This window comes from Bacillus sp. FSL R10-2201 (assembly GCF_038008665.1).
In the GTDB taxonomy this organism is placed as follows: Bacteria; Bacillota; Bacilli; order Bacillales; family Bacillaceae_G; genus Bacillus_A; species Bacillus_A mycoides.
The window spans coordinates 3,975,550-3,989,679 of the sequence record NZ_JBBOZP010000001.1; the positions used below are offsets into that span (position 1 = coordinate 3,975,550).

The 14,130-nt window shown below is 36.1% G+C and carries 18 protein-coding genes; 2 read left to right on the forward strand and 16 right to left on the reverse strand.

What is annotated here, in order from left to right; all coding sequences use genetic code 11:
- Positions 1–30: 30 nt before the first annotated feature.
- Entirely contained in the window at positions 31–237 is a 207-nt protein-coding gene (locus tag NSQ69_RS20445; RefSeq protein WP_002129020.1) for a hypothetical protein, read from the forward strand.
- 51 nt (positions 238–288) lie between these two features.
- On the opposite strand, the gene NSQ69_RS20450 is transcribed toward NSQ69_RS20445, so the two are convergent.
- Together NSQ69_RS20450 and NSQ69_RS20455 are read right to left on the reverse strand one after the other, a co-directional pair.
- The gene (locus tag NSQ69_RS20450; protein ID WP_341099634.1) at positions 289–1,407 is read right to left on the reverse strand and encodes a tripeptidase T; all 1,119 of its coding nucleotides are present in this window, start codon (positions 1,405–1,407) and stop codon (positions 289–291) included.
- 127 nt (positions 1,408–1,534) lie between these two features.
- A complete protein-coding gene (locus NSQ69_RS20455; RefSeq protein WP_002015105.1) occupies positions 1,535–2,080 on the reverse strand; it encodes a GNAT family N-acetyltransferase in 546 nt (181 codons plus the stop codon).
- A gap of 188 nt (positions 2,081–2,268) precedes the next feature.
- On the opposite strand from NSQ69_RS20455, the gene prli42 reads away from it, so the two are divergent.
- Positions 2,269–2,361, forward strand: a complete 93-nt coding sequence (gene prli42 / locus NSQ69_RS20460) for a stressosome-associated protein Prli42 (protein WP_000549036.1) — start codon at positions 2,269–2,271, stop codon at positions 2,359–2,361.
- Between the two features lie 90 nt (positions 2,362–2,451).
- On the opposite strand, the gene NSQ69_RS20465 is transcribed toward prli42, so the two are convergent.
- The 14 genes from NSQ69_RS20465 to bfmBAA form a co-directional block, all read right to left on the reverse strand.
- Positions 2,452–2,691 (reverse strand): DUF3894 domain-containing protein, encoded by a 240-nt coding sequence (locus NSQ69_RS20465; protein WP_002088543.1) that lies wholly within the window; start codon positions 2,689–2,691, stop codon positions 2,452–2,454.
- A 64-nt stretch (positions 2,692–2,755) separates the two neighbouring features.
- A complete protein-coding gene (locus tag NSQ69_RS20470; protein ID WP_002015103.1) occupies positions 2,756–3,316 on the reverse strand; it encodes a L,D-transpeptidase in 561 nt (186 codons plus the stop codon).
- 16 nt (positions 3,317–3,332) lie between these two features.
- Positions 3,333–4,301 carry an aromatic acid exporter family protein gene (locus NSQ69_RS20475; protein WP_002033971.1) on the reverse strand — a complete coding sequence of 323 codons (969 nt, stop codon included), beginning with the start codon at positions 4,299–4,301 and terminating at the stop codon, positions 3,333–3,335.
- Positions 4,302–4,401: 100 nt separating this feature from the next.
- Positions 4,402–5,124 carry an amino acid ABC transporter ATP-binding protein gene (locus tag NSQ69_RS20480; RefSeq protein ID WP_002088545.1) on the reverse strand — a complete coding sequence of 241 codons (723 nt, stop codon included), beginning with the start codon at positions 5,122–5,124 and terminating at the stop codon, positions 4,402–4,404.
- Positions 5,117–5,776 carry an amino acid ABC transporter permease gene (locus NSQ69_RS20485; protein ID WP_002067073.1) on the reverse strand — a complete coding sequence of 220 codons (660 nt, stop codon included), beginning with the start codon at positions 5,774–5,776 and terminating at the stop codon, positions 5,117–5,119. Before NSQ69_RS20485 ends, NSQ69_RS20480 begins: the two co-directional genes overlap by 8 nt.
- A gap of 36 nt (positions 5,777–5,812) precedes the next feature.
- Complete coding sequence (locus tag NSQ69_RS20490) at positions 5,813–6,592, reverse strand: transporter substrate-binding domain-containing protein (protein ID WP_002129023.1); 780 nt, start codon at positions 6,590–6,592, stop codon at positions 5,813–5,815.
- 251 nt (positions 6,593–6,843) lie between these two features.
- Positions 6,844–7,257: a BrxA/BrxB family bacilliredoxin gene (locus NSQ69_RS20495; RefSeq protein WP_002008492.1), complete on the reverse strand. Its 414-nt coding sequence runs from the start codon at positions 7,255–7,257 to the stop codon at positions 6,844–6,846.
- A gap of 144 nt (positions 7,258–7,401) precedes the next feature.
- Entirely contained in the window at positions 7,402–7,809 is a 408-nt protein-coding gene (locus tag NSQ69_RS20500) for a YjdF family protein (RefSeq protein ID WP_002129024.1), read from the reverse strand.
- A gap of 122 nt (positions 7,810–7,931) precedes the next feature.
- The gene (locus NSQ69_RS20505; RefSeq protein WP_002129025.1) at positions 7,932–8,396 is read right to left on the reverse strand and encodes an NUDIX hydrolase; all 465 of its coding nucleotides are present in this window, start codon (positions 8,394–8,396) and stop codon (positions 7,932–7,934) included.
- Between the two features lie 70 nt (positions 8,397–8,466).
- Positions 8,467–9,171 carry a DUF421 domain-containing protein gene (locus NSQ69_RS20510; RefSeq protein WP_002033965.1) on the reverse strand — a complete coding sequence of 235 codons (705 nt, stop codon included), beginning with the start codon at positions 9,169–9,171 and terminating at the stop codon, positions 8,467–8,469.
- A gap of 104 nt (positions 9,172–9,275) precedes the next feature.
- The gene (locus tag NSQ69_RS20515) at positions 9,276–10,454 is read right to left on the reverse strand and encodes an FtsW/RodA/SpoVE family cell cycle protein (RefSeq protein ID WP_002129028.1); all 1,179 of its coding nucleotides are present in this window, start codon (positions 10,452–10,454) and stop codon (positions 9,276–9,278) included.
- Positions 10,455–10,794: 340 nt separating this feature from the next.
- Positions 10,795–12,111, reverse strand: a complete 1,317-nt coding sequence (locus tag NSQ69_RS20520) for a dihydrolipoamide acetyltransferase family protein (RefSeq protein ID WP_002184993.1) — start codon at positions 12,109–12,111, stop codon at positions 10,795–10,797.
- Positions 12,112–12,126: 15 nt separating this feature from the next.
- Entirely contained in the window at positions 12,127–13,110 is a 984-nt protein-coding gene (gene bfmBAB, locus NSQ69_RS20525) for a 3-methyl-2-oxobutanoate dehydrogenase subunit beta (protein ID WP_000290070.1), read from the reverse strand.
- A gap of 13 nt (positions 13,111–13,123) precedes the next feature.
- Positions 13,124–14,125 carry a 3-methyl-2-oxobutanoate dehydrogenase subunit alpha gene (gene bfmBAA, locus NSQ69_RS20530; protein WP_002167697.1) on the reverse strand — a complete coding sequence of 334 codons (1,002 nt, stop codon included), beginning with the start codon at positions 14,123–14,125 and terminating at the stop codon, positions 13,124–13,126.
- Positions 14,126–14,130 lie beyond the last annotated feature (5 nt).

Sequence of the window (14,130 nt, forward strand, 5' to 3'; positions counted from 1 at the left end):
TGGATATTATTGTAAAGGAGGTGAATCGTTATGAAACAACATAATAAACTCAATTATGTATTTATTATTATTATAGTAATCCTTGCGATTAATTATTTGTTACTTCCCCTTTTTAACATTAACATTTACGCTTTAGGAATCTTCTCTCATTTCATACGTTTTGCAACAACTTATGTACTTCCGTGGGTCTTCTTATATTGGCTTATCCGCCTTGTGAAAGCAATTGAATCAAAATAAAAAAAGACGTGTAAACCATAATTGGTTCACACGTCTTTTTGACTTTATTACTTACTTCGATACTTCTTCGATAATAGCTACAACTAATTCTGCTGTTTTCGCTAATTCTTCAACAGGAATTTTTTCATTTGTTGTATGAATTTCTTCATAACCAACTGCTAAGTTAACTGTTGGGATACCATGTCCTGCGATTACGTTCGCATCACTTCCGCCACCACTTTGGTGAAGAGAAGGCGTACGACCAATGTTTTCAGCTGCACGTTTCGCAACTTCTACAACGTGATCGCCAGCAGCAAACTTAAATCCTGGATACATAACGTTTACTTCAACGTCTGCATGACCACCCATTTCTTTTGCAGTTGTTTCAAATGCTTCTTTCATTTTTGCAACTTGTACTTCCATTTTCTCATTTATTAAAGAACGAGCTTCTGCAAAGATTTGAACATGATCGCAAACGATATTTGTTTGTGTACCACCTTCAAAACGTCCAATATTTGCAGTTGTTTCAGAATCGATACGACCAAGTGGCATCTTTGCGATTGCTTTTGCTGCGATAGTAATTGCAGATACACCTTTTTCTGGTGCTACGCCAGCATGAGCTGTTTTCCCGCGAATAATCGCATTCACTTTCGCTTGTGTTGGCGCTGCAACTACAATTTCACCAACTTTTCCATCACTATCTAATGCATAACCATATTTTGCTGTAATGCGCTCGCGATCTAACGCTTTTGCGCCAATAAGACCAGATTCTTCTCCAACTGTAATAATAAATTCAATTTTACCATGAGGAATGTTTTTCTCTTTTAAGACACGAATTGCTTCAAACATAGATGCTAATCCAGCTTTGTCATCGGCTCCTAAAATTGTAGTACCATCTGATACGATATATCCATCTTTAATAGAAGGCTTAATTCCATTACCAGGAACTACTGTATCCATATGAGAAGTGAAATAAATTGTATCAACACCGTCTTTTGTTGCTGGTAAAGTACAAATTAAGTTACCTGCACCATGACCAGTCACACCCATCGTGTCATCCTCAAATACTTCTACACCTAAAGCAGTAAATTTCTCTGTTAACACTTTGCAAATTTCTGCTTCAAATTTTGTTTCAGAATCTACTTGTACTAACTCCATAAATTCATTTACTAAACGTTCTTGATTAATCATAAGACTGCGCCTCCTGCACTACCATTATGTATGTAACAACATTAATTATAACAGAATTTCGCAAAAGTTTCGAAATACAAGACAAAAAACAGATGGTTAACACATCTAGATACCCATCTGCCTTCTATTACTCGTTTAACAATACCCAGCGCATATGATCTTCCCAGATGCCATTTACCATTAGCATTTTTCGAGATACACCTTCATATTGAAATCCTATCTTCGTCACTACTTGTATAGATGCTAAATTTCGTGGCATAATTGGTGCTTCTATACGATGTAAATGAAATTCTTCAAAGGTAACTTGAATTGCTTTTCTAAGCGCTTCTGTTGTGTAACCTTTATTCAATTCTTCCTTATCTAATTTATAACCGAGTACACAAGATTGATAAATTCCGCGAACAATTAGATTAAATGAAATACATCCAATAATTTTTGTATCATCACCCTTTTTAAAAATCCAAAGCCTGATAATCTTGCCTTCCGCGAACTCTTTTCTATCCTTTTGTAACTTTTTCTTTTGATAATCTAACGTGAAAAACCCCTCCGGTCTATACTCTTCCCACGCTTTTAAAAATTCACGATTTTTGTCGTAATATTGAAGAACTTTTTCCGCATACGACTCATCAATTTCTCTTAAATGTAAACGATCTGTCTCGTATATTTTCATCATTGTATCTCCATTCTTCAGCTTGCATAAAAAAAAATTAATAATCTATCTTTTAACATATTCTCTACGTATGCTCAAATTTCCTGTAATATTTTGCACCCCCTTCCCGAATTTTGTCCTTTCTCTCCCCTTGTCCACAATTTCATTTCTCGTTACAATGAAATTGTACTGATTTGCAAGGAGGTTTAACGATGCATAAAAAAGCTCAAAAAATTATGGTTTATATAATGCTAATTTCTATGCTTGTAACAACATTACTTACTGGCGCAAGTATGTTTTGGTAAAAAGGACGATTCACTCGTCCTTTTTTTACTGCTTACACATACAAAATAGACCATCTCGAAATCGAGATAGTCTATCTTGTAATGAACATTTTATTTTATATATATTACAATTGCTACAATGCTAAAGGAAAAGGCCATTACAAGTGCTATTACAAAACTTGTATATTGTTTCTGCTGAAATGCCCCAATAACAAAAGTAAGATTGAGTAATGCCATAAATACAATCGCTACAACGTAAGAACATATATTAAAAGTTGCCAATATGAATGTAATAACAAATAGAAAACCAACACAAAACTGCATGTAAGAAATTTTTGGATTTAAATACATATGAGCAACCCCTTTACTCAATTATCTTTATATATTCTCATTAACGCATGGTTATGTACACATGTCAAGACAACTTATAATAAAAGAAAAAGCCAACCGTTTCGTTGACTTTTCCAAATACTATGGCCCCTTTTTCCTTCGCCAATTGCTGAAATGTTTTTTTCGATTTCACAATCGATACTTTCGTTCCAATTGGAATACGATCAAACAAATATTCCACATCATGTTTCTTCATTCTTATACATCCTTGCGAAATATATTTTCCAATTGAACTAGGCTGGTTTGTCCCGTGTATCCCATACTTACTTCCATCCGTTCCTCTTGCATTAAATCCCATCCACCTCGATCCAAGTGGATTTTTTGGAGAGCCCCCAGGAATATCCTTCGCAATATAATAGGGATCCTTCGCCTTCAATACAATGTCAAAAGTTCCTTCTGGGGTTAATTCATTTGTTTTCCCTGTCGCTACTGGAAAAACCTTTTGGATCTTCCCATCATCGATGTAAGCTAGTTTATTCGTTGCTTTATTTACAATTATAAAAGGATCTCCAGCACGTGGGTTATCACCAAGAGGCCAGATCGGTGATAGAGAAAGACATAATAATAAAGAAAGAAGATACGGCATATATAGTTCCTACCTTCTAAATAAGTTCTTTTATATTATCCTTTCCCTTAAAACGACTTTTAATGAGTAAATATTGCTCCATCTCATAAACAAGTTGAACAAGTTTTGCACGTATTTCAAATTCTTCTCGCGAGACTGGTAAAGGCATTTCTCTAAATACTTCTCGCATTTCTTGAAGTTGTCTTAACGAAATGACCCCTGTACTTTCAGGTCGAATAGAATTCCCTATATTTTCAATTACGTCTGCAATCATATCAGCTTGTTCATACGTCCAAGATAGTGATGCAGCTAATGGTATCATGCGCTCCAAAATTTCAAATTGTTGCATACGCATATCAAAATACCGATAATAATAGTCATCTTCACGCATAAATTCATTCTCAAGTTTTTTAAATGATAAATCTTTCGCTTCTTTCAGCATCATTTCTGTTTCAATTAATTCGGCCCCACTCCAATTACTATCTCGATTCCGTAAATAAACGACCATTTCAAACAAAATCGTTCTGAAATGCTCTTCTATTTTTCCTTGATACTCTTTCAGTTTATTCTCACTGCTTGGCATGTACATGTTTACTAATAAAGCGACACTAATTCCAATCGTTAATATAGCAATTTCATTACCAACTATAGACCATGTAATTTGCTTTAATGAATACAGATGCATAACGATAACCGAACTCGTGACAATCCCTTCTTGAATTTTGCACATAACTGCAGTTGGAATAAAGGTAAGCAGTAATACGCTAATCGCTAGTGGTGTATAACCAATCGTTTCAAAAATACAAAACGCAAATACCATCGATAATACACAAGCTAAAAAACGGTGCAACGATACTTGAACGGATTTTCGTTTCGTATTTTGCACACATAAAATGACTAAAATACCAGCTGAACTATAAAATTCTAATCCTAATAACTGAGCAATAAAAACTGCCGCTCCCGTTCCAAGCGCTGTTTTCACTGTTCTATATCCAATTTTAAACATATCATTACTCCTATATGTATAAATGTATTTAAAAATAGTATAAAAAAAGGATGACGCAATGTCATCCTTTTCTACCTATTATTCACGTACCCTTCACATATTACAATATCTTTTGCAAAAATTCTTTTGCACGGTCACTTTTTGGTGCTGTAAAAAACTCTTCCGGATTACTATCTTCTACGAGCTTTCCACCATCTAAAAAGAGAACACGGTCTGCTACTTCTTTTGCAAATCCCATTTCATGTGTAACGATTGCCATCGTCATTCCTGTCGTAACTAATGATTTCATAACTTCTAACACTTCTTTCACCATTTCTGGATCTAGCGCAGAGGTAGGTTCATCAAATAACATAACTTCCGGTTCCATCGCTAACGCTCTTGCAATTGCTACACGTTGCTTTTGTCCTCCTGAAAGACGATTTGGATATGCATCTTTCTTATCTAATAACCCCACTTTTTCTAGAAGTTTCTCAGCTTTTTTTTCAGCTTCTTGCTTCGTTACTTCTTTTACATTGATAGGAGCATACGTAATATTTTCTAATACAGTCATATGAGGGAATAAGTGAAAATGTTGAAATACCATTCCGACATTTTCACGAACGTGCATAATATTTGTTTTCGGATTCGTTACTTCTTCCGTTCCAATCCAAATGTGACCATCTGTCGGCGCTTCTAATACATTCATACAGCGTAAAAACGTTGACTTTCCAGATCCAGACGGTCCAATAATTGCAACAACCTCTCCTTTCTCAATCGTTGTTGTAATTCCTTTTAATACTTCATTTTTCCCAAATGATTTATGAAGGTTGTCAATTTTAATCACTTTTCTTCATTCTCCCTTCAATGGCTTTCCCGACTAATGTAAGAATAATTACTAATATATAATAAATAAGTCCAACAAAAAGTAATGGCTCAAGATATTTAAATGTTTCACCACCTACAATATAAGCACGGCGCATTAAATCAGTCGCTCCTATTACGGTTACTACAGCCGACTCTTTCGTAAGTGTCGCAAACTCATTCACAAGTGCTGGTAATATATTTTTTAAAGCTTGAGGAAAAATAATATTTCTCATCATTTTACTGTACGGAATACCTAAAGCCATTGCTGCTTCTGTTTGTCCTTTATCGACTGCTTGAATGCCGGCACGAATTACTTCTGACATATATGCACCTGAATTTAAGCTAAATGCAAGTACAGCTGCTAAAAAGGCCGGTATCTCATAACCCATCATTTGCGGAACACCGAAATAAATAATCATTAATTGTAATACTAGCGGTGTGCCACGAAATATTGACGTATAAATATCTGCTGCAATATTTAATACTCGTATTCTAGCAATTTTGCAAAGTGCTAATAACGTTCCTAAAATAAATCCTACCACAGCTGATGCAGCTACAATTTTCAATGTAACTTCTAATCCCTTTAATATATATGGTATTGAAGGCGTAATTGCCGAAAAATCTAGATTCATCCTTTTCATTCCCCTCACAGAAAAGTGAAAGGCAGCTTATTTTCCGCTGCCAAACCATTTCTTCACTAATTTATCCATTTCTCCATTTTCTTGCATTTTCTTAATTACTTTATTAAATTCTTCTGTTTTATCACTATTTTTCGGAAGAGCAATTGCTGCACCTACTTCTTCTGGTGCTTCTTGAATTTCAATTCCTTGTAGCTCTTTCATTTTTTCTAAATAATTTTTTGCAACTGTGTCTTCTATAATTGCAGCGTCAAAACGACCAGCTTTAATTTCTTGTACGATTTCTGGTATACGGTCACGTCCCTCAGCTTTGAAATCGACTTGTTTCTGAAATTCTTTTGCCTTTTCTTCTTGAATTGATCCTGTTTGTACTCCTACTTTTTTCCCTTTTAAATCTTCTAACGATTTAATATTAGAGCCCTTTTTTGAAACGATCATATTTTTTGCAACAAAATATATATCTGTGAAATCAGCATTATTTTTACGCTCTGCAGTTGGCGTCATACCCGCCATAACGAAATCAACTTTTCCTGAATTAAGAGATGCTAATAATCCGCCGAAATCCATGTCTTTCACTTTCACTTCGTATCCAAGTTCTTTTCCGATATATTTGGCAATATCAACATCAAAGCCGATAATTTCATCACTTTTTGAAGCTTCTACGTATTCATACGGTTTATAGTCTGCTGACGTCCCCATAACGAGTACTTTTTTATTTTTTCCAGTAGCCTTTTCTTCCCCATTACTACAAGCACTGAATATACTTACAATTAAAATAAGTGCAAACGATATTGATAACAACTTCTTCATCTTTCTTCCCCCTAATAATGTATATTTAAAAGTTTAATAGAATATTTATTCGATGTTTGTATTGTATCAGCACTTTCATTTTTATGCAATATTTAAAATAAAAATAAATAAAAAAACAGCATTAAAGCTGTTGTTAATGCATGAAAACATGCATAAAACAACAACTTCCTGCATGTTTAATTATTTTAAAAACTAAATAAAAAAGGCGGTACATCCACTTCATTGTGGACGTACCGCCTTTTCGCTTATATTTATAGTTCTTCACAATTCTCTTCGAAATAAGATTGTAGTTTTGCAATAACTTGCATTGGTTCATGACCTTCAATTTCATGACGTTCTACCATCGTTACAATTTTTCCATCTTTTAATAAAGCGAATGATGGAGAAGAAGGTGGATATCCTTCGAAATATTCACGAGCTGTTGCTGTTGCTTCTTTATCTTGACCTGCAAACACCGTTACAAGATGGTTAGGACGTTTATCATAATGTACGGAATGCGCAGCAGCAGGACGAGCAATACCACCTGCACAACCACATACAGAGTTTACCATTACAAGTGTTGTTCCATTTCTTTTAAACGCTTCTTCTACTGCTTCCGGCGTCGTCAATTCTGTATATCCAGCAGAGACAATCTCTTCACGCGCTTGGCGGACAACATCATTCATAAAAAAGTTAAAATTAATCAATCTTTTCCCTCCTCTAAAACTATCTATTTGTATCTTACCAGTTAATGTTTATGAAATACAAGTAAGTTTACTTGTATTTAGGCATAGAAAAGGTGTTAGAGCCCTTGCTCTAACACCTTTTTTTTAATGGCCACGATGCTTTTGCTTTGCTTTTTGTACTTTAATTAAACGTCTTCTTTGTTTTTCAGCTTCTCGCTTCTCTTTAGACTGCACTTTCTTTTCTTGTTTATACAATTCATAAGATAAACTAATCGCTTCTTGTGCCTTAGTAAAACGCTTTACATTTACTTCTTTTGCCGCTTGTCGTATGATACGTTTTATATTTTTGGGACGCTGTTTTTCTTCCACTTCCACACCACATTTTGCAACATGCTGGAAATATGCTAACATTGGACCATTCACAAATATAAGTACTTCTTCGTCTGAAGGTTCCGTTCCAAAAATATACCTTGCTCCATACAACTTCCCTTTTTCTTTACATGTAATAATTCCTACAAAAAATTGACCATCGTGATATACTGTCAAATCCATTGACAGCCCCTCCTTTAAAAAAATTAGAAATACTGGACATCCCGGAGGGGAAGGTTACTGACATAAAATCATGCGTCTGGACTACCAACCAGAGCTGTGTTTTTGTATTTCTTTCACCATTATTATATCTCTTTTTCCATAATTTTCATATATTCACCAATCATTTTTTTATGCGATCCTACAATATAATCAGGTAGCTCTGTTACCGGGAAGAATTTAAGCTGAACCGCTTCTTCTTTATTCATAACAAAATTCCCTTCGTATTCATCGGTATAATAGGCTGTCGTTACGGATTGAAACTCATCACCGTTTGTTAATTTTGAAAAATAGTTCGCTCCAGAAAATACATTGATTAATCGGAGGTTCTTTACTTCTATTCCTGTCTCTTCATATACTTCACGGTAAGCTGTTTCTTCTGGTGATTCACCAAGCTCCATTAGCCCGCCAGGCAACCCCCATTTTCCGTACGGCTCTGTTCTTTGCTGTAATAATACATATCCACTTTCATTTATAACGAGTACAACAGCACCAACTAAAATTAAAGGGCGATGACCAACTATTTTTCGTAATTCTTCTACATATCCCATCGTATCGCCTCCTTTTTCGTTGTCCACACTATTGTATCATATGTATGAAACGACAAAATGCGTATATTTTTCATTTTTTTAACAAAATATTTATTTTATGTGCTTCATCTACTGTAGCTAACATAATGGATTCAATTTCTGCATTCTTCTCTAAAAACTCTTTCGCCCACTCTTCTGTTTTTCCTACTAAAGCGAGAACGTCCTGCTGAATTCTTCCATCCTTCACTAAAATAAAAGCAACTGGAGATTTTTTCCCCGCCACTTTAAGATCAAGCCGAGAAACTGCTTCATATTCTGGATACTGAAATATAGAAACAACACCACTTGCTTCCCATAATGCTAATTTAATCGTTTGAATATCGCTCACATTTCGCATGCGAAGTTCCGAAAATAAATATTCCGCCGTAATTCTCGCCTTTTTCAAATTGCTAAAATCAATGGCACCATTGTGTATAAGAATAATAGGTGCAGGCTCTAAAAAGCGTCTCCATCTATCCCATTTCAACATTAAAACAGAGCTTATAATATGAAGTACAACTAGTATAAAAGTTGTAATCATTGAACCGAGTAATCCGACCTTTTCATCAGATAGCGCATTAGAAATATTACCACCAAGTAATAACACTAATACAACATCTAAAAAGCGAAGTTGTGCGATGGATCTTTGTCCCATCGATTTCGCAACTAATATTAAAAATGTGTACGCTATAATAGCTCGAACAACCCATTCACCATTAGAAAGATGCCGTGCTCCTTCAAAAATATGCATATGCATCACTTTGCACTCCTTACATCCCAAACTGCTAGTCTGTTTTAGTTTGCAACGTTTAGGAGCATATATGTAAAAAAGCTGGTTCGTTTAAAAACGAACCAGCTTTTTTACTTAACTGAAAACATATATTTTTTATACGTTTTCCGTACCGATAATATGAGCCCCATCATAATCATATTCGAGAATAAGGAACTTCCCCCATACGATAAGAAAGGTAATGCAATCCCTTTTACAGGCATTAATCCAACGATCATACCAATATTTTGGAATATTTGAACCGTTAGTATTCCTATTGATCCAGCACATAATAATGTACCAAATAAATTATCAGCAGAATAACCGATAATAATTGTTCGATATAGTAGTAACAGGAACAAGAACACAACTAACGCCGCTACTATAAATCCACCTTCTTCGGCAATTGTAGCGAAAATAAAGTCAGTGTGTTTCTCTGGAATATAGACGTTCCCTTCACCAAATCCTTTCCCTTCCATACCTCCACTACCTACAGCTAAAATCGATTGCTGTGTTTGATAGCCTTCATTTGCATTCTCAAATGGATTTAGCCAACCTATAATACGTGATTGTTGGTGAGGTTTTAACAAAGTAACTAATTTATTAAAGAAGAAATCTGGATATTTTACAAATATAAATATTAATGTAGACAATATGGTCACCGGAATGACTGTACATAACGCAATTAATTTCTTTTGAATTCCTGACATAAATAAAATACATGCGATAGCTGCTGCATATAAGAACACCATCCCTGTATCCGGTTGGCTATATACAACGGCCATAGGCGGGAGGGATACTAGCATAATTTTACCTACTAATTGTAAATCCGTTTGGAATGTCCTTGCCATATACTGTGCATTATGTTTCACTGCTATACTTGCTACTACGAGAAGCAATGCGATTTTGAAAAACTCGGATGGCTGAATTTGTCCAAGTACTGGAAAAACGAACCACCTTTTTGCCCCTAACTTTTCAGGTGTGAAACCTGATGGTGGTAATACTTTCAAAAGAATAAGTGAAGCAAACCCAGCAATATAAAGCGGCCAAGACAATTTTTGCAACTGATCTAAGTCGATGCTAGCAACAAGAAGTAACAATACAACCCCAATTATGTAGTTAACTCCCTGCTTCATAGCAAAGTTTGCATCTCCATACTGTCCGGTTTGCTGACTGCTATATATAGCAGTTATACTTATAACACAAAATGCACACAAAATTAAAATTAATTTTACATCTAAACTTTTTAGAAACTCGGTACTTCTTTTCATGACATCCTCCTGAAACATTGTTACAGCAAAATAAAAAACCAGGAGTCAACATTCTTCATGTTTTGACGACTGATTACACATTATCTATAAAACACTTATATAGAATAACTCTCTTTTTCATACAATACAATATATTATACTACAGTTTCGTCAGTAAGATTTGCCAAAAAAATTATTCTTTTCTTATTTTATATCTATATACCATATATCAGCAATGTATTTTCGTAAATTTCTAATACATACTCGTTCATTGTAAGATTGCTGGGAAAAGTGTTGTACATATAGTAGGATGCAAATGAAGAAATAAGATGATAAAAAGCTCGCATAAGCGAGCTTTTTATTAATATACAGATGTATTATTTTCTGACGTATTTTCTAAAATTTCTTTTACACGTCCTAAGAACTTACCACAAATTAGGCCATCTAGTACACGGTGGTCAAGTGATAAACATAAGTTAACCATGTCGCGAGCACCGAACATACCGTTATCCATAATTACTGGGCGTTTTACAATTGATTCAACTTGTAAAATAGCCGCTTGTGGGTAATTAATAATACCCATAGATTGAACAGAACCGAATGATCCTGTGTTATTAATTGTAAATGTTCCGCCTTGCATTTCGTCCGCTTTTAACGATTTCGTACGTACTTTTCCTGCAAGCTCTGTAATTTCACGAGCGATACCTTTAATCGTCTTCTCATCCGCGTGTTTAATTACTGGTACAAATAGTTCGTCCTCTGTTGCAACAGCGATAGAAAGGTTAATATCTTTCTTCTGAACGATCTTATCGCCAGCCCACATTGAATTGATTTGAGGATACTCTTTTAACGCTTGCGCTACTGCTTTTACGAAGAAAGCAAAGAACGTTAAATTAAAGCCTTCGCGCTTTTTGAAATCACCTTTAATTGAATTACGGTATGACACAAGGTTTGTCACATCTACTTCAATCATCATCCAAGCATGTGGCGCTTCGTGTTTACTACGTAACATGTTCGCTGCAATTGCTTTACGCACACCTGTTACTGGAATTTCGATATCGCCAGGCATTGTTGGTACAGAAACTGGTTTTACAGCTTCTACTTTTTGTGCTACTGGCGCTGCTTTTGGTGCTTCTGGACGCGCTTCTACTACTGCTGCTACCGCTTCCTCTTTCTTCGCACCTGCTTGCGGAATATTTCCAGATTCCACCAGCTTTAAAATATCTTTACGAGTGATACGGCCATTTGCTCCCGTACCTTCTACTAAATCTAAATCAACATTATGCTCACCTGCAAGTTTTAAAACAGCTGGTGAAAAACGTGGTTTTCCATCAGTTGGTTGTTTTGCTTTCGGTGCTTTTTCAGGCGTAGCTACTTCTGCCTTTGGTTCTTCTTTTGTTTTTTCCTCAACAGCTGTCGCTGCTACTTCATCTGCGCCTTCTACTTGAATAACACAAACTACTTCACCTACAGCTAACGTCTCACCTTCACCAGCGATTAATTCTTTCACAATACCAGTGAAAGAAGATGGCACTTCAGCATTTACTTTATCAGTCATTACTTCTGCAAGCGGATCATACTTGTTTACGTGATCGCCAACATTAACGAGCCATTTACTAATTGTACCCTCTGTAACGCTCTCCCCGAGCTGAGGCATTGTGATATTTTCTACAGCCATGTATAGTCCCCCCGATTAAAATTCCGCAAGTTCACGCATTGCTTTTTCAACTTTATCTGGATTTACCATAAAGAATTTTTCCATTGTTGGTGCATATGGCATTGCTGGAACATCTGGACCTGCAAGACGTGCGATTGGCGCATCTAAATCAAACAGACAGTTTTCAGCGATAATAGCTGCCACTTCACTTATAATACTTCCTTCTTTATTGTCTTCTGTTACAAGAAGAACTTTACCTGTTTTAGAAGCCGCTTCAATAATTGCTTCTTTATCTAACGGATATACCGTTCTTAAATCAAGAATGTGTGCAGAGATTCCATCTTGTGCTAACTTTTCAGCTGCTTGAAGAGCAAAGTGAACACATAATCCGTAAGTGATAACAGTAATATCATCACCTTCGCGTTTTACATCTGCTTTTCCGATTGGTAATACATAGTCATCTTCTGGCACTTCACCTTTAATTAAGCGATATGCACGCTTATGCTCAAAGAATAATACTGGATCTTCATCACGAATTGCAGCTTTTAATAAGCCTTTTGCATCATATGGTGTAGAAGGGATAACAATTTTTAAACCTGGTTGGTTTGCAAACATCGCTTCTACAGATTGTGAATGATACAATGCACCGTGAACACCGCCGCCAAATGGCGCACGAATTGTAACTGGACAAGTCCAATCGTTATTAGAACGATAACGAATTTTTGCTGCCTCAGAAACAATTTGGTTTACTGCTGGCATGATGAAATCAGCAAACTGCATTTCAGCGATTGGACGCATACCATACATTGCCGCACCAATTGCTACCCCAGCAATTGCAGATTCTGCAAGCGGTGCATCAAGCGCACGATCTTCACCAAATTGATCATACAAACCGTGTGTCGCTTTAAACACGCCACCTTTTTTACCAACATCTTCTCCTAAAACGAATACTTTCTCATCGCGTTCCATTTCTTCGCGCATTGCTAATGTAATAGCATCAATATAAGACATTACAGCCATGAAACGTTCCCCCCTATTCTGCGTATACGTGCTTCAATGCATCTTCAGGTGCTGCATACGGAGCATTTTCTGCATATTCTGTTGCTTCATTTACGATATGCATAATTTCGTCTAACATTTGTTTTTCAAATTCCTCAGTTAACACGCCAGCTTCTTTTAAATAAGCTGCAAATGTTATAATTGAATCTTTTTTCTTTGCTTCTTCTACTTCTTCTTTATCACGATAAACACGATCATCGTCGTCACTAGAATGTGCTGTTAAACGATATGATACTGTTTCAATTAAAGTTGGGCCTTCACCACGACGGCCGCGGTTTGCTGCCTCTTTTACAGCTTTATATACTGCAAGCGGATCGTTTCCGTCTATTGTATATCCAGGCATACCGTAACCAATTGCACGGTCTGATACGTTTTTACATGCTAATTGTTTTTCAACTGGAATAGAGATTGCGTATTTATTATTTTCACACATGAAAATAACAGGCAGTTTGTGTACACCAGCAAAGTTTGCTCCTTCATGGAAGTCACCTTGGTTTGAAGAGCCTTCTCCGAATGTAACGAACGTTACTAAATCTTTCTTCTCCATTTTTCCAGCTAGTGCAATACCAACTGCATGTGGTACTTGCGTTGTTACTGGTGATGAGCCTGTAACAATACGATTTTTCTTTTGACCGAAGTGACCAGGCATTTGACGACCACCAGAGTTTGGATCTCCAGCTTTTGCGAAAGCAGACAACATAAGCTCTTTAGCTGTCATACCAAACGCTAGTACAACACCCATATCACGGTAGTATGGTAATGCATAATCTTTCTCTCTATCAAGAGCGAACGCCGCTCCAACTTGTGCAGCCTCTTGTCCTTGACAAGAAATTACGAATGGAATTTTACCTGCACGATTTAATAACCACATACGTTCGTCAATTTTACGTGCAAGTAACATCGTACGGAACATTTCTAATACTTGCTCATCACTTAAGCCAAGCTCTTCATGGCGCTTTTCTTTTACTTCTGCCATTTTTC